Raw genomic sequence first — 15,910 nt, 5'->3', positions numbered from 1 at the left:
TTCTGCCATGCCCATAGGGGCACCCGGGTGACCTGATTTAGCTTTTTGCACTGCATCCATGCTTAAAGCACGAATTGCGTTAGCGCGATCTTGACGTGACGCCATAACTTCTCCTGAATTGTCTTGATTAATCTTTAGAATTGCGCAGTATTCTCGCTCAGAGTGAGGGTAAACTGCAAATATTATTCGTTATTTTTCTTAGCTACGAGCTGAAATTTCAGCATTATTTACGTTCTGCAACGTAGTTTTTATGAAAATTGACTTTATTATCCATTCTGTTAGCGCTAACATCAAGTGTTATTTATTCCAATAATAACTAGATAATTTTGAACTTAATATCGAATTTAATATGCGGGTAATTTTCTCTTAATTCGTTTGGTGTTTTTTTCTGTTATTTTTAATATTAAGTTATTGAAAAACTTATTTTAAAGGTTTACATTAGTTTTTTACGTTAAAGAGATATCTCAGTGATAGGTATTTTTTTAATGAAAAAAAATTTAGGGTCTGTTTATCTTTGTTTAATAATTCAGATGAGAGATAAAATCGCTTTAATCAAGGCTGAAATTATGTCGTTTAGTCATCTAAACCAATAATTTTTAACGCCGAGTAAAGCGATTTTAGCCTCAGCCCACAGGGCAATGGCTATTTTGTGCGCTAGCTGCATTAGAATTTCACTGATTTGGAATTCACGCATTTGGAATAAGCAAACAACCTTCATTCTGCTTTGCTATCACTTAAAATAGCCTATTGCTGAAAATATAAACAAAGATAAGCAGACCCTAGTTGTAAAATGTTTAATTTATGAAGGCCTAGGTTATGAATCGTTCATCATCAAGGGGCTTTAAATTAACCAAAGTAATTTTTGCTGTAGTCGTTTTAGCAGTATCTGCTTTATTGAGTAATTCCTCGGTAGCAGAAAACATGGATGTGATGGTGGAACAATCGAATTAATTTGGTGGTAATTTACCCCGTAAACCTCGCTTAGGCGGGGTTTTTTTCTATCTGAAATACAATAACAAGTATATTTCCCATCCGATTTAAGCTGAATTATACTGTTAGTGCTGAAAATAATAAGGATGAAATATGTTGTATAACGTTATGAGTTACATTGCTGAGAGTACAGAGTCAGAGCCGGTCACTTCAAAATTAGATCCCGCCAATTTATTAAAAAATGAGATTGACCAAGTAAGTCGTTTTTATGATTTGATTATTGATTTTTTCTCTAATTATAGTTTTCAGTTAGTCGGCGCTTTTATCATTTTCATTCTTGGCTACATGTTAGCTGGGAAAATTGCGAAAGCAGTGTTAAAGCTTTGTGAACGCCACAAGCTCGATGTTACCTTAAGCCGCTTTTTAGCGAATACCAGTAAAATGCTGATTGTGGTGATGATCACTGTGGTCGCTTTAAGTAAGTTGGGGATCAGTGTCACGCCATTTATTGCTGCAATTGGTGCTATATCTTTAGGTGCTGGTTTAGCATTACAAGGTTTGTTATCAAATTATGCGGCCGGTTTTAATATTATTATTATCCGTCCTTTTGTGGTGGGTGACACCATCACAGTGCAAGGTGTGACAGGCATTGTTAAAGAGGTTTTACTGGCTTATACCATTATTCATGATGAAGATAATGTCGAAATTACCATACCTAACAAACATATTGTTGGCGAAGTCCTTAAAAACTCTCGTGGTGACTCATTATTAGAGTTATCGGTTGGTATTTCTTATAAACACAATCCACTTGATGTTGTTGACCTATTAGAAAAAGTGATTATTGATTTAGATGTGGTAGGGGAGTCGCGACCACCACAAATTGGTATCGGTGAATTTGCTGATAGCGCAATTAATATTGAAATTCGTTTATGGACTCCAACAACCAGCATGTTTGATGCTAAATATAAAACCTATAAAGCGATTTATTTAGCATTAGAAGAAGCGAATATAACTATTCCATTCCCACAACGCGATGTTCATCTTATTCAGCCCAATTCTTCAGTTCAAAGTTAATAAGCTGATAGGTTAATAAAAGAAAAAAGCGGCTTATTATTACTAAGCCGCTTTTTAAGATTAATAGCTATTACAAGCTTTATTTACTCGGCTTCAAAAGCACTACTAGGTACTGTGGTTGGGCTAATGTGCTCAATCGGGTAACAACCTAATACTTTAATGAAGTTTGTTAACTCAGTGAGTTCAGTTAACGCTTCTTGCATAGTGATACTTTTTAAATTCGCTTCTAGGTCAATGTAAAACATTTCTTCCCAAGGGCGGCCTTGAATAGGGCGTGATTCTAATTTACACATATTAATACCTTTATTTTTCAGTACTAATAAACATTCAACTAACGCGCCTGGTTTTTGGCCGGTTGCTAAAATCAAAGTGGTTTTTGCTGGAATTTGTTCAGCGACATTCACTGGTTTTCTGGCAACAATGATAAAACGGCTGTGGTTTTCTTCCTGATTAGCAATTGATTTTTGTAAGGCATGTAATTGATATAATTGCCCACCTTCTTCACTACCAATCACTGCAACAGTTGGGTCTTGTAATTCATACACTTGTGCCATAGCATCAGCGGTGCTGTCACAATACTCAATGCGAATATCGGTTTGTTTGTCTAAAAAGTTACTGCATTGTGCAAATGGTTGGCCATGGGCATAAATGGTTTTTATTTGGCTTAATTCAGTATTTACTGCTGCTAATAAACAATGTTCGATAGGTTGAGTGATCTCACCTACAATGGATAAATTAGTGTGCTGTAATAAATCATAAACTTGGTTGATACTGCCTGAGCTGGTGTTTTCAATAGGTAATACACCATAATCAACATGACCAGATTCAGCTAAATTCATAATGTCGGCAAAGTTTGAACAACCTGATTCAATTAAATGTTCAGCACGACGAGCAAAATAACGATGGCTCGCTAAATAACTGTAAGAACCTTTATCACCTAAAAAAGCCACGCTAATTGAAGGTGACTGAATTTCAGGGTTAGTTAATTGTTGTAAATAAGCTTGTTGATTTAACACCGAATCTTCAATAATGGTTTGAAAAATACTGGTGACATAATGGGCATCAAGACCTAATTCTTTACCTTGTTTGATCAAACGCACTAATAATTCTTGCTCTCGTTGTTGATCACGGACCGGACGTACTTGGTGTGCCTTACTTTTGGCTACACTTAAAGTTAACGCGCGGCGTTTGGCAAAAAGCGCTAATAATTCTTGATCTAGTGCTGTAATGCTTTTACGAATTTCATTTAAATCTAACGAGTCACTCACTACGGTGTCCTTAATCTTTATCGGCAAAAAAAAACCTCCGACCGGGAGGTTTTACATCGACTATTATCAGCTAGGCTATCTTGTTTAGATACTTTTTAGCTTAAAAGTTTAGGTGATAATCTATCGATGAAGTTGAGCTATATTTTCATGCGCATACTGTAGCCTGCAACGGGGTTTTATGCAATAGCTAGGGTCTGTTGATCTTTGTTTATATTTTCAGCAATAGGCTATTTTAAGTGATAGCAAAGCAGAATGAAGGTTGTTTGCTTATTCCAAATGCGTGAATTCCAAATGAGTGAAATTCTAATGCAGCTAGCGCAGAAAATAGCCATTGCACTATGCACTATGCACTGAGGGCTGAGGCTAAAATCGCTTTACTCTTCGTTAAAAATTATTGGTTTAGATGACTAAACGACATAATTTCAGCCTTGATTAAAACGATTTTATCTCTCAGCTGAATTATTAAACAAAGATAAACAGACCCTAGGTGTTAACAAACTAAGTGAATGTAAGCCTTTTGGCTAAAAAACTTGTGTAATTTAAGTCGGCTTGTTAGCGTTGTTTATTGTTTCTATTTCTCTTGTGTTTACTTGGTAACCCTATGACAATAACTTTAGCGTCCTCATCAATAGCCTTTGTGGTAATGGCGGCTGGGCAATCGAAACGACTAGGTCAGCCTAAGCAGTCAGTGCGTTATCAAGGAGAGTCGTTATTAGTTAGGCAAATCAAGCTTTGCCAACAGTTATCAACAAATGTTTATTGTGTTTTGGGTTTTGAAGCGGATACCTTTGCCACTGAGTTGGCAGGGGTAGACGTTAACATCTTGATAAATCATGACTGGCAAAGTGGCTTAGGTAACTCAATTGCCAGCGCGATCACTCAGTTACCAAAGACTTACCAAGCTGTCATGATTGTCTTAGTTGATCAATGGGCGTTAACAACAGCGGATCTTAATGAACTAGTTAAACAGTGGCATGCACAACCGAATAAAATTATTGCTTGCTCTGGTGTCATGACTGAGGCGGATAATGATAAGAAATTACTGAGCCCGCCGATTATTTTTCCTCAAGCTTATTTTTCACAGTTAACCGATTTAACAGGTGAGCAGGGCGCTAAACCTGTATTGGTGAACAATAGCGAAAATGTTGTTGATGTTAACATTCGTCATGTGTTTTTTGATCTTGATACGCCAGAGCAGTTAGCTGAATTAAATAAGCGTTAATTTAGTTATATATGACTGTAAATTAGCTGGTAGGCTTTTCAATTTCAAAAATAGCATCGTTTAGGTCGTCTAATTTGCTGGCTAAAATGGCTTGAGCATCATATAAACCTTGATTATAAAATTGTGCGCCCATCTCATTCGCAATAAAGTCTAATAAAAATTCAGCATCAAATTGCTCTAGTTCAACATGCAGCTCATTTTCAAAATAATTTTGTAATTTTTGGGTTAGGTTAAGTTTTTGTTCGGGCGAAAATTCGATGTTTGCCATAGTAATACCTTAAGTTAATACTTTTATTTAATGTCTTAATTAATGCGTTAAAAGCTCAATCATATGAAAAGTTTATCAATGAAAGCAGTTTAACTTGAGCTGAGCGCCTTATCTTACCAAGTAATCTCACAAAATTAATAGGCTCGGCAGTAACTTTAAAGAAGTCGCTTTTCAAATGCGGCACAACTGCTAAAATAGCGCCAATTTATTTTTACTTAGTTTAGTAGGCAATCATGGCGTCGCTACAAGATCAATTATTAAAAGCGGGTTTAACAACCAAGCAAAAAGCAAAACAAGCAAATACTGAAAAACGCAAAGCGAAAAAACAAAAAAATAGCGGTGTAAAACTCGAAGCCAGTTTACAAGAAAAAGTACAGCAAGATTTAGTTAAAGCGAAAGCTGAAAAAGCAGCGAAAGATGCTGAGCTGAATGCCTTGAAAAAACAGGCATTGCTTGAAAAAGAGAAAGTGAATCGTATTCAGCAAATTTTACAACACCATGTAATTAAAGGCACTGATGGTGAGTTAGCTTATAATTACACCTTCGCCAATAAAGTTAAAAAATTATTTGTTAATGAAAAAACACAAAAAGCGTTAATTAATGGTCGCTTAGCATTATGTGGTTTAAATGAAGCAACCTTTATTGTTACCAGTGAAACGGCAGCTAAAATAGCTACCATTGATGAAAGTGTGATTTTATTGAAAAACGACAAAATTGAAGATGATACTGTCGCGGAAGATGATCCGTATGCGGAATTCCAAATTCCAGATGATTTAATGTGGTAAAATTAGGCCATTAGCTGAACTCATAAGTTGTTGTATACCTTTAGGTATATATAGTTGTAAAAAGAGGTAAAAGATTATGGCGATTATTCGCTGGTTACTGGGTCGATTGATTTTATTATTTAATTTTATTTTTTCTCCGCGCTCCCCTAAGTTATCTGCAGAGGAAAAACGTGTACTTGCTGAAAAAACTGCGCATTTAAGTTTGTATCAGCTACCTGCTTGTCCATTTTGTGTCAAAGTTCGCCGTGCTATGAAAAGAAAAGGCATTACCTTAGCGTTAAAAAACATTAATCAGCAACCAGAATTAAAAGCAGAGTTAATTAAAGAAGGTGGTAAGCGCACGGTTCCTTGTTTAAAAATTGCAAAAGCTGATCAACCTGTGCAATGGTTGTATGAGTCTAATGAGATTATTGCTTATTTAGATAAGCTTTAAGAGGCTACAATTAAAATAAAATATTGAGAAAGAGCACGAGAAACTCTGAAAGAAAAAGCTTATTATTGGGTCTACTAAAGTAACGCCCGATAATAAGCTTTTTTTATGTTAATTAAACTATCTAATCACAATACCTTAAAAGATCACCATGTTACCGACGAGCAAGTTTATCTACAGCGTCGTCAGCTAATTAAAAAAATGGGCTTTTTAGGAGCAGGTGCTTTATTAGCGAATACGGCTAATGCCCGTGGCTTTGACTTTTTTGGTGGTGATGATACGCCAAAATTTTCCACCACAGCGTTAAACTATCAAGCACAAGCACCATCAAGCCAAATATTAACTCCTGAAGATAAAGTGATCAGCCATAACAATTTTTATGAATTTGGCTCACAAAAACATCAACCTGCTGAGCTTTCACAAGCATTTAAGGTGAATCCTTGGCAGTTAACGATTAGTGGTGCGGTAGAAAAAAACATCACGCTTGATTACGACGACTTATATAAAAAATTCCCACTTGAAGAACGTATTTATCGTTTGCGTTGTGTTGAAGCTTGGTCAATGGTTATTCCTTGGATCGGGTTTGAATTAGCGAGCTTACTTAAATTAGCAAAACCCACTTCAAAAGCTAAATATGTTGCCTTTAAAACCTTACATGATCCCAAACAAATGCCAGGGCAAGCGGATCGGCGTTTAGGAGGTGGAATTTCTTATCCGTATGTTGAAGGTTTACGGTTAGATGAAGCAATGCATCCGTTAACACTGATGTCGGTTGGCTTATATGGTAAAACTTTACCACCACAAAACGGTGCGCCTATTCGTTTAGTGGTGCCTTGGAAATACGGTTTTAAAAGTATTAAGTCGATTGTTGGTATTGAATTAGTTGAAAAAATGCCACCTACCACCTGGAATTTATTAGCCCCTAAAGAATATGGCTTTTATTCTAATGTGAACCCAGAGGTTGATCACCCAAGGTGGAGCCAAGCAAGTGAACGTAGAATTACAACCGGTGGCTTGTTAGCCCGTAATCGCATTCCAACGCAAATGTTTAATGGTTATGGTGAGGAAGTTGCGGCTTTATACCAAGGTATGAATTTAAGAAAAAATTATTAATACATATAAAGCGATAGGCAAAATGAATAATCAAGCGGTAAAAAATATTGTCTTAAAAAGTGGCATTCATTTAATAGCGTTATCGTTATTGGTGTTTCAATATTATTTGGCGATCACCGATCAACTTGGCGGTGATCCCGTTGAGGCGATCATCCATTTCACCGGTATTGGCGCCTTTAATTTATTGGTATTAACTTTAATGGTGTCGCCATCAGCTAAATATTTTAAGCAAGCTTGGTTAATGAAATCGCGTCGCTTATTAGGATTGTATTGTTTCACTTATGCTTTTTTTCATGTTTTGAGTTTTTGGGCATTTGAAATTCAGTTTCAACTGGGGTTATTTGTGGAAGAGCTATTTAAGCGACCTTATATAACCTTTGGCTTAGTGGCTTTTTTAATTCTATGTGCGCTGGCGGTTACCTCATATTCAAAAATACAACGGTATCTGGGTAAACGATGGCAAACCCTACATAACTTGGTTTATCTTGCCGTTTGTTTAGTCGCAATTCATTTTTATTGGTCGGTAAAGTCAGAGATTATTGAGCCGAGTATTTATATTGCTATCACGTTATTGTTACTTTATTTACGTCAGAAAAAGTTTCGTCGTTGGTTCTAATATGTAATGTTCGCTTGATGTAATAATTGTGGTTAGATAATGTTGCTGGTTATGAAAACTTTTATTGTTACAGACAAATGAAATAAGGCGTAAAATAACGCAAAAATTTTATTAAGGTCTACTATGAGCAAGGTTTTATCTTCACATCCCACATTCGGTCATGTTAATCAATCAAACATAGTTGACGGCTTTCCTGCAATTGTTATTAATCACCCTAACTGCCAAGCTCGGGTGAGTTTGTATGGTGGTCATGTTTTATCTTGGCAACCGAAAGATCAGCAAGAAGTTTTTTGGTTAAGTAATACGACAGCTTACCAAGAAGGTTCAGCTATTCGTGGTGGCATTCCATTATGTTGGCCATGGTTTGGCCCGTTAGAGGGGAGTAATCAGCACGGTTTTGCCAGACAAGTTTTTTGGCAATGTGATGAGGTAAAAGTTAGCGAACAAGGTGTAACGCTATTATTGTCATGGCAGGGCGAAAACATGGATAAGCTCTGGCCACATTCAGTGAAGCTTGAACAAAGGTTATTTTTTGGTGTCAATTTTGAGCAGAGTTTAACTATTATCAATCGTTCAGCAAACAACTTTGATTACACTGGCGCTTTACATAGTTACTTTAAAGTAAGCTCTCCTGAAAATGTTACCGTGCCGACCTTAGATGACGCGGCTTTTTACGATAAATTAACCGATCAACGTGTTGCACCATTTTCGCGTGAAAACTGTGTCGGGCCAATTGATACGGTTTATGATTGTGATAAACCTCAACAGCTAATTGATAGCGGTTGGCAGCGCATTATTGAAATTACTAATCAGAACACGCAGCAATGGGTATTGTGGAATCCTGGGGTTGAAACAGCGCAACAAATGGCTGATGTTCATGAACATGGTGAACAAGAATATGTGTGTTTAGAGGCTGCCAATACGCAATGGCAAACTGTTGCGGCTAATTCTTCGAAAACCATAAGCCAAAAAATTGTTATCAAAGGGCTTTAACCTTTAGAGAGCCTTTAACCGATGCGCAAATATTGGTTAAGTAGCATTTGAGTAAACTGAGTTTTTAAATAAAAACCGCGTGGCAAGGTCATAAACGGCCTGCCATGTTTATCAAAAGCTTTCGTTTTGGCCTGACTATTTGCTGCTTTGGGTCTAAGTTGTAAAACTTGCCCATGTTTCCCCGCAATGTTCTCAACATTACCTAACACAATCATATCGGTTAACTCTTGCCAGTCTTGTGCTAATAATTGTTCTTGCTCAGGGCTAGGCTGCCATAAAAATGGTGTACCAACAATGCGTTCAGCAATCGGAATTTCGCGCTCGGCAATAACAGGAACCCACAAAACATTAGCTAATTTATTACGAATGTGACTGGTTTGCCACGTAGCGCCTACTAAGCCCGTTAAAGGTGCGACACAAACAAAGGTAGTTTCTAAGGGCTTGCCATAACGGTCAATGGGTAGTGATTTTAATTCAACACCAAGATGGGGGAAATCAGGCTCTGGTTTTGAACCCGCACTTGCTCCTAGCACTTGTTCTAATAATAAACCGGCCCAGCCTTTTTCTTTTTTTAAGTTTTTGGGGATTTGAATGCCCGCTTCAATTGCAATTTCACCGAGTGTTAAGCCGGCAATGGCTTGGCTACGTTCAATAAGTTCATCAATGGATTGTGGAATAGAAACCGTTAAATTCATGCTGAGTAAGTTAATTTATGCAATATCTAGCCGCTATTTTTACATGTGTAGTGAAAAAATGTCAGTATTCATTTGCTCGAAAGTTAAGATTATGGAAGAATCAGGTTATAAATTAAAACTTGTTGGAGTTCCTGTGATAGACGCCGATGGCTACCGAGCCAATGTCGGCATAGTAATAATCAATGACAGGGGACAAGTATTTTGGGCAAAACGTTACGGTCAACATTCTTGGCAATTTCCACAAGGGGGAGTTGACGAGGGTGAAAGTGCTGAACAAACCATGTATCGTGAATTATACGAAGAAGTTGGGTTAAAACCTGAGCATGTAAAAATTGTTGCACAAACCCGTCATTGGCTAAGATACAAATTACCAAAACGATTAATCAGGCACGATAGCGCGCCGGTTTGTATAGGACAAAAACAAAAGTGGTTTTTGTTAAAACTTACCGGACAAGAGTCAGCATTAAATTTATTGCATTCAAAGCAGCCAGAATTTGATGATTGGCGATGGGTTAGCTATTGGTACCCTGTTCGTCAGGTGGTGTCTTTTAAACGTGATGTTTATCGTCGGGTGATGAAAGAGTTTGCTCAATCAGCATTACCCTTTTATCGTCATGATAAACGTAAACGAAGAAATTGATTGTTACTATGTTCAAAATGAGCTTACCTATCGTAAGCTTTTTTTATTTATATGGATGTGATGTATATTAGGGTCTGTTGACCTTTGTTTATAATTGATAAGCAGGATAAAGTTGTCAAAGTAATAGGGGATTTATGCTAACAACGCTACGTAGAATTGTTTTAGAGTTTAGCCAAGAACCTGAGTTAGAAAATGCCTTATCGCGCATGGTTACTCAGGTTAAAGCGGCTATGCAAACAGATTGTTGCTCTGTCTATTTAGCGGACTATGACAAAGAACACTTTTTATTAGTAGCTTCTGATGGTTTAGCCGAAAAATCTTTAGGCACAACCGCTATTGGCTTTTCTGAAGGTTTAGTTGGTTTAGTTGGCCAACGTGAAGAACCACTAAATATTGCCGATGCACATCAACATCCTCATTTTAAATATAGCCCTGAAGTTGAAGAAGATGATCTAAAAGCCTTTTTAGGTACGCCAATTATCCATCAACGTAAAGTGATTGGCATTATCAGTATTCAGCAACGTGAATCTCGTAGCTTCACTGAAAATGAAGAAGCCTTTTTGGTGACTTTATCCGCTCAATTAGCAACGTCATTTTCGAATGTTGAAGCTCGTAGTGGCTTAAGGCACTCTTCTGGTACACAATGGTCAAAGCCCATAATTGGGGTACCTGGCTCATCAGGTGTGGCAATTGGTCAAATTATTGTTAAACAACCAAGTGTTGACCTACGTAAAATTTCCCTGAAAAAAGTTTATTCAACTAAAAGCCAAACTAAACGTTTATTAAAAGCGATTAAAACTACCCAAGTTGATTTTGAACGTATGGGGCTACAATTAGGAAAGTTAATTTCTGATAGCAGTTTAGACATTTTTGAAATGTATAAACAAATGCTCGAAAGCCCTCAACTAACTGAAGAAATTGAAGAAAAAATTCAGGCCGGTTGGAATGCGGAAAGTGCTTTAAAATTAGTTATTGATAACTATGTTATTCAGTTTGAAGCAATTGAAGATCCTTATCTTCGTGAGCGGGCGACGGATATTCGCGATTTAGGTAATCGTGTTTTACAACACTTACAAAGTGATGCGACAAAATACGAAAAGTTACCCTCAGAATTTGTCTTGTTGGCGGAAGATGTTACCGCCACTATGTTGGCGGAATATCAACATCAAGGTTTAATTGCTGTTGTTTCTATATCTGGCTCAAATAACTCTCATGCGGCTATTTTAGCTAGAGCGTTAGGTTTACCCGCTGTGATGGGGATTGAAACCGCTGCGCTTGACGTTTTTGATCAAAAAAATGCGATTGTTGACGGTTATAGCGGTGAAATATTTATTGAGCCAAATGAGAACCTAACGCGTGAATATTTACATTTAATTGATGAAGAAAAAGCGTTAAGTGCCAAAGTAAGTAAGGTAGCCGATTTACCTTCGGTTACCTTAGACGGTAAGTCGATTGAATTATTACTAAATGCTGGTTTAACTTCAGGTTTTGAACATGCTGTACATTCTGGTGCGGCGGGTATTGGTTTGTATCGAACTGAAATTCCGTTTATGAACCGTAGCTGTTTTCCGTCAGAACAAGAGCAAACCGTTTGGTATCAAGATGTATTAACAGCCTTTCCTCATCAACCGGTTACTATGCGGACATTGGATGTTGGTGGTGATAAATCGTTACCGTATTTTCCCATTGTTGAAGAAAACCCCTTTTTAGGTTGGCGGGGTATTCGTATTACCCTTGATCACCCCGAAATATTTTTATTACAAGTACGGGCGATGATCCGTGCTAACCAAGCGACCAAAAATATTGAGATCATGTTGCCAATGATCGCTAGTATTGGCGAAGTAGAAGAAGCCCTTAGGTTAATTAATCAAGCTTATTATGAGCTAAAATCAGAGCTGAGCGAAGATTTAGTAAAACCTAAAATTGGTATTATGATCGAAGTACCAAGTGCTATTTTCTTGATCAAAGAGCTGGCTGAACGTGTTGATTTCTTTTCTGTTGGTAGTAACGATTTAACTCAATATTTATTAGCGGTTGATCGAAATAACGCCCGTGTTGCCAGTTTATTTGATGTTTATCATCCAGCAGTGCTTCGTGCGTTACAGTATATTGCCCACGAAGCTCAAACTTACAAGGTACCACTAAGTTTATGTGGTGAGTTAGCCAGTGAGCCAGCCGGCGCTTTATTATTGTTGGCGATGGGCTACGATAAACTCAGTATGAACCCGCATAACTTAGCACGGGTAAAATGGGTTATCCGCCATGTTGATTACGCCAAAGCACAAAAAGTTTTAGCGCATACATTAACGCTTTGTTCACCAAAAGAAGTTAAAAGTTACTTAAATGAGCAGCTGGAACTATTTGGTTTAGGCGGTTTTGTGCGCGCTGGTATGTGATCTTTTTTATAAGAAACCCTTATGTTTACCACTGTTGTTATTGCGTGCCTTGTTTTAGGCTCCATTGCCGGTTTCTTGGCTGGCTTATTAGGTATCGGCGGTGGTTTAATTATTGTCCCGGTATTGCTTTATTTATTCCCTTTATTAGATATCAGTACTGAATTAGCCATGCCTATGGCCTTAGCCACTTCGCTAGCGACTATTATTATTACCTCAAGCTCAGCGGCATTGGCTCATCATAAAAATAACAATATTCCGTGGCCGCTTGCCAAATCTATGGCATTAGTGATTGGGGTTGGTGCGATATCAGGTGCTTTTATTGCTGAGCAATTAACCAGTAAAGCCTTGACGAATTTTTTTGCTGGCGCTGTGATTGTTTTGGCAAGTTATATGTTGTTATCCATTAAGTTTAGCCGAACAGGTTCGTTGCCCAGTAAACTTGTATTAAATATTATTGCTTTAATAACGGGCATTGTTGCTAGTTTAATGGGGATTGCTGGCGGAGCTATTTTAGTACCTGTATTAAGTTATTTAGGTATGGCGTTACGCCAAGCTATTGGACTTGCTACAGTTTGTGGTGTTGCGGTTGCAGTATTTGGTTCGGCGAGTTTTATTTATACAGGTTGGCAGCAGAGCGCTTTACCGCCATATAGCTTAGGATATATTTATTTACCGGCGTTATTCGCGATTGTCATTGCCTCCTCATGCTTTGCTAAGTTCGGGGTGAAAATGGCGAGTCAATTACCGGTAGCAACATTGAAACGAATATTTGCACTTTTTCTCCTGATTGTTGCTATCAAGATGCTAGTTAGTTAGGTATCATTTGGCGGCATAATTTCGTGGCATCGTATAGCTACGTGAATGAACCATAATTAAACACTTAATAATAAAATAACCAAACGCGCTTGGGATCATCAATGACAGAACAATTTTTAAGCTTTCCACAAATCGATCCAATTATTTTTAGTATCGGGCCAATTGCACTTAGATGGTACGGCTTGATGTATTTAATTGGCTTTATTGCGGCTTTATTTTTAGCGAATCGTGCTGCTGATAACAGCAAAGGCGCATGGACACGCGAGCAGGTGAGTGACTTATTGTTTTTTGCCTTTTTAGGGGTTGTTGTAGGTGGACGTTTTGGTTATGTCTTCTTTTATCAATTCCAATTATTTTTAGCTGAACCACTTTATTTATTTAAAATATGGGAAGGTGGTATGTCTTTCCATGGTGGTTTGTTAGGGGTAATTGTGGCTATTTTTATTTTTGCGCATAAAACCAAAAAACATTATTTAGCGGTAGGGGATTTTGTTGCTCCACTAGTGCCAATTGGCTTAGGTATGGGACGTATCGGTAACTTTATTAATGCCGAATTGTGGGGACGTCAAACGGATGTTCCTTGGGCGTTTGTTTTTCCAACCGACCCTCAACAATTACCTCGTCACCCTTCACAGTTATATGAATTTTTTCTAGAAGGTTTAGTGTTGTTTGTCATTTTATACTTTATGACTCGTAAACCACGAATGTTAGGCTTAGCCTCAGGTACTTTTTTAATTGGTTATGGTGTTTTTAGAATGATTGTTGAAATGTTCCGAGAGCCAGATGCGCATTTAGGCTTTATTTTCTCGTATATTTCAATGGGACAAATTTTAAGTTTACCTATGGTCATTGCCGGTATTGGTTTAATTATTTTAGGCGCTAAAATTCAAGCCAAACAAGTGAATAAAAAGAAAGGGGCGTAAGCATGAAACAATATTTAGATTTATGTCAGCGAATTGTTGATGAAGGTGTTTGGGTTGAAAACAAGCGTACTGGCAAACGTTGCTTAACCGTCATTAATGCTGAGTTGAATTACGATGTTGGTAATAATCAATTTCCTCTTATTACCACGCGTAAAAGCTTTTATAAATCAGCTATTGCTGAAATTATTGCTTACCTTCGTGGTTATGATAATGCTGCAGACTTTCGTGCTTTAGGGACTAAAACCTGGGACGCTAATGCTAATGAAAATCAAGACTGGCTAAATAACCCATATCGTAAAGGTGAAGATGATATGGGGCGCGTTTATGGCGTGCAAGGTCGTCGTTGGGCTAAGCCTGATGGTGGCCATGTTGATCAATTTAAAAAATTGGTTGATGACCTAAAAAACGGTATTGATGATCGCGGCGAAATATTATCTTTTTATAACCCTGGTGAATTCCACATGGGGTGTTTGCGACCATGTATGCATACCCACAATTTTTCTCTATTGGGTGATACCTTGTATTTAACCAGTTATCAGCGTTCGTGTGACGTTCCATTAGGCTTAAATTTCAATCAAATTCAAGTGTATGTATTACTTGCCTTAGTTGCACAAATTACTGGCCACAAAGCGGGTATGGCTTATCATAAAATTGTTAATGCTCATATTTATGAAGATCAGTTAGACTTAATGAAAAATGTTCAGCTTAAAAGGGAGCCTTTTCCTGCACCGAAATTAATTATCAACCCAGATATTAAATCATTAGAAGATTTAGAAACTTGGGTCACCATGGATGATTTTTCTGTCGAAGGTTATCAACACCATGATGCTATAAAATATCCATTTTCGGTTTAAACTGACTAGTTCTCATTAAAACCCGTGGTTAATATATTAACCACGGGTTTTAATGGGAACTACTATTTTCCTGTTGATAGATTAAAAACCCCTTAGTTAACCGCTCAACCACTTCTTTATCGCTGTTAATATTTAATGCCATGCAAATATCATTATTATCCTTAGGTAAGGCTATGGTTGCTTCTATACTATCAAGTGGTAACTTTAAAGCAGCTAAGCGGTAGGCGAGAGATTGCTTTGATTGCACAATAAAATCGACATCACTATTAAGTAACTTTTGCATATTGTTAATTTCATTTGTTGCTTCATATAAGTTTTTCCCTTTAATAAAACCATAACGAGACAAATAAATATTGGGCGCATCTTGCCTGACAACTCCTATTTTATAGTGTTTAGCTTGCTCGATGTTTTCAATATGCGGAGCTGAATCCTTTATTTTCATAAAATAAAGGATAATTGGTTTGGTTATTGGGCAAAACCAATGAAAATGTTCTGCTCTTTCTGGAGTCTTATAAAGAGCATAAATTAAATGATTTTTTTTACTTTCAGCCAATTTATAGCTCCTTGCCCAAGGATATAAGTTGATTGAATAGGTTAACTGAGCGTGCTCAAGGATTTGTTTAATATTGGTGGTGACCGAGCCAACTACCTCTTTGTTTTGATCGAGATAATTAAAGGGCGGCCAACTTTCGGTTACAACTTGAAGTTTTGTGGCATAAGCTAAACTTGGTGTTAATAATATTAAGCTAATCAATAATGATATTTTACAACCTAATGAGAGATACATAACAACATACTCGGTTAATATAAGTTGTGTGGAAGAAATATATTTTGCTATAACTAGAGTATGGTAGTAATTGTCAGATACAGCAATTAATTGACTTTTT

Annotated in this window: 19 protein-coding genes; 13 read left to right on the top strand and 6 right to left on the bottom strand. The window is 37.3% G+C overall.

The window, feature by feature from the left end; all coding sequences use genetic code 11:
• Both ACSLUO_RS09870 and ACSLUO_RS09865 read right to left on the bottom strand, forming a co-directional pair.
• A partial coding sequence (locus ACSLUO_RS09870; protein WP_448248364.1) for a thiamine pyrophosphate-binding protein occupies positions 1-105 on the bottom strand: 105 nt, incomplete at its 3' end.
• Positions 106-577: 472 nt separating this feature from the next.
• On the bottom strand, positions 578-718 hold the full coding sequence (locus ACSLUO_RS09865; protein WP_448248356.1) for a hypothetical protein: 141 nt from the start codon (positions 716-718) through the stop codon (positions 578-580).
• A gap of 98 nt (positions 719-816) precedes the next feature.
• On the opposite strand from ACSLUO_RS09865, the gene ACSLUO_RS09860 reads away from it, so the two are divergent.
• Both ACSLUO_RS09860 and ACSLUO_RS09855 read left to right on the top strand, forming a co-directional pair.
• Entirely contained in the window at positions 817-951 is a 135-nt protein-coding gene (locus ACSLUO_RS09860; protein ID WP_448248355.1) for a hypothetical protein, read from the top strand.
• Positions 952-1,083: 132 nt separating this feature from the next.
• On the top strand, positions 1,084-2,004 hold the full coding sequence (locus tag ACSLUO_RS09855) for a mechanosensitive ion channel family protein (protein ID WP_448248354.1): 921 nt from the start codon (positions 1,084-1,086) through the stop codon (positions 2,002-2,004).
• Between the two features lie 83 nt (positions 2,005-2,087).
• Here ACSLUO_RS09855 and pheA read toward each other — a convergent pair whose 3' ends face one another.
• On the bottom strand, positions 2,088-3,272 hold the full coding sequence (pheA, locus tag ACSLUO_RS09850) for a prephenate dehydratase (protein ID WP_448248353.1): 1,185 nt from the start codon (positions 3,270-3,272) through the stop codon (positions 2,088-2,090).
• 601 nt (positions 3,273-3,873) lie between these two features.
• Between pheA and ACSLUO_RS09845 the strand changes: the two genes are divergently transcribed.
• Entirely contained in the window at positions 3,874-4,494 is a 621-nt protein-coding gene (locus ACSLUO_RS09845; protein ID WP_448248352.1) for a nucleotidyltransferase family protein, read from the top strand.
• 22 nt (positions 4,495-4,516) lie between these two features.
• On the opposite strand, the gene ACSLUO_RS09840 is transcribed toward ACSLUO_RS09845, so the two are convergent.
• Positions 4,517-4,762: a DUF2164 domain-containing protein gene (locus ACSLUO_RS09840; protein ID WP_448248351.1), complete on the bottom strand. Its 246-nt coding sequence runs from the start codon at positions 4,760-4,762 to the stop codon at positions 4,517-4,519.
• A 233-nt stretch (positions 4,763-4,995) separates the two neighbouring features.
• Between ACSLUO_RS09840 and ACSLUO_RS09835 the strand changes: the two genes are divergently transcribed.
• From ACSLUO_RS09835 to ACSLUO_RS09815, 5 genes are all read left to right on the top strand, one after another.
• The gene (locus ACSLUO_RS09835; RefSeq protein ID WP_448248350.1) at positions 4,996-5,547 is read left to right on the top strand and encodes a DUF2058 domain-containing protein; all 552 of its coding nucleotides are present in this window, start codon (positions 4,996-4,998) and stop codon (positions 5,545-5,547) included.
• Positions 5,548-5,623: 76 nt separating this feature from the next.
• On the top strand, positions 5,624-5,980 hold the full coding sequence (locus tag ACSLUO_RS09830) for a glutaredoxin family protein (protein WP_448248349.1): 357 nt from the start codon (positions 5,624-5,626) through the stop codon (positions 5,978-5,980).
• Between the two features lie 105 nt (positions 5,981-6,085).
• Positions 6,086-7,090 carry a protein-methionine-sulfoxide reductase catalytic subunit MsrP gene (msrP, locus tag ACSLUO_RS09825; RefSeq protein WP_448248348.1) on the top strand — a complete coding sequence of 335 codons (1,005 nt, stop codon included), beginning with the start codon at positions 6,086-6,088 and terminating at the stop codon, positions 7,088-7,090.
• 22 nt (positions 7,091-7,112) lie between these two features.
• A complete protein-coding gene (msrQ, locus tag ACSLUO_RS09820) occupies positions 7,113-7,706 on the top strand; it encodes a protein-methionine-sulfoxide reductase heme-binding subunit MsrQ (RefSeq protein WP_448248347.1) in 594 nt (197 codons plus the stop codon).
• Between the two features lie 123 nt (positions 7,707-7,829).
• Entirely contained in the window at positions 7,830-8,699 is an 870-nt protein-coding gene (locus ACSLUO_RS09815) for a D-hexose-6-phosphate mutarotase (protein WP_448248346.1), read from the top strand.
• Positions 8,700-8,713: 14 nt separating this feature from the next.
• On the opposite strand, the gene mutH is transcribed toward ACSLUO_RS09815, so the two are convergent.
• Positions 8,714-9,394 carry a DNA mismatch repair endonuclease MutH gene (mutH, locus tag ACSLUO_RS09810; protein ID WP_448248345.1) on the bottom strand — a complete coding sequence of 227 codons (681 nt, stop codon included), beginning with the start codon at positions 9,392-9,394 and terminating at the stop codon, positions 8,714-8,716.
• Positions 9,395-9,527: 133 nt separating this feature from the next.
• Between mutH and rppH the strand changes: the two genes are divergently transcribed.
• The 5 genes from rppH to ACSLUO_RS09785 all read left to right on the top strand — a co-directional run bounded on the left by rppH (position 9,528) and on the right by ACSLUO_RS09785 (position 15,023).
• Positions 9,528-10,034, top strand: coding sequence for an RNA pyrophosphohydrolase (rppH, locus tag ACSLUO_RS09805; protein WP_448248363.1), 507 nt, complete (start codon positions 9,528-9,530; stop codon positions 10,032-10,034).
• Between the two features lie 134 nt (positions 10,035-10,168).
• Positions 10,169-12,430: a phosphoenolpyruvate--protein phosphotransferase gene (gene ptsP / locus ACSLUO_RS09800; RefSeq protein ID WP_448248344.1), complete on the top strand. Its 2,262-nt coding sequence runs from the start codon at positions 10,169-10,171 to the stop codon at positions 12,428-12,430.
• 21 nt (positions 12,431-12,451) lie between these two features.
• Positions 12,452-13,246, top strand: a complete 795-nt coding sequence (locus ACSLUO_RS09795) for a sulfite exporter TauE/SafE family protein (RefSeq protein WP_448248343.1) — start codon at positions 12,452-12,454, stop codon at positions 13,244-13,246.
• Positions 13,247-13,347: 101 nt separating this feature from the next.
• The gene (gene lgt / locus ACSLUO_RS09790; RefSeq protein WP_448248342.1) at positions 13,348-14,169 is read left to right on the top strand and encodes a prolipoprotein diacylglyceryl transferase; all 822 of its coding nucleotides are present in this window, start codon (positions 13,348-13,350) and stop codon (positions 14,167-14,169) included.
• A gap of 2 nt (positions 14,170-14,171) precedes the next feature.
• Entirely contained in the window at positions 14,172-15,023 is an 852-nt protein-coding gene (locus ACSLUO_RS09785; RefSeq protein WP_448248341.1) for a thymidylate synthase, read from the top strand.
• A 49-nt stretch (positions 15,024-15,072) separates the two neighbouring features.
• Here the strand turns inward: ACSLUO_RS09785 and ACSLUO_RS09780 are convergent, their stop codons facing one another.
• Positions 15,073-15,810, bottom strand: coding sequence for a substrate-binding periplasmic protein (locus tag ACSLUO_RS09780; protein ID WP_448248340.1), 738 nt, complete (start codon positions 15,808-15,810; stop codon positions 15,073-15,075).
• Between the last annotated feature and the right edge of the window lie 100 nt (positions 15,811-15,910).

It is taken from the genome of Thalassotalea agariperforans (genome assembly GCF_053470345.1).
The sequence above is the reverse complement of the archived record's forward strand: the minus strand, read 5'-3'. Positions and strand labels throughout refer to the sequence as shown.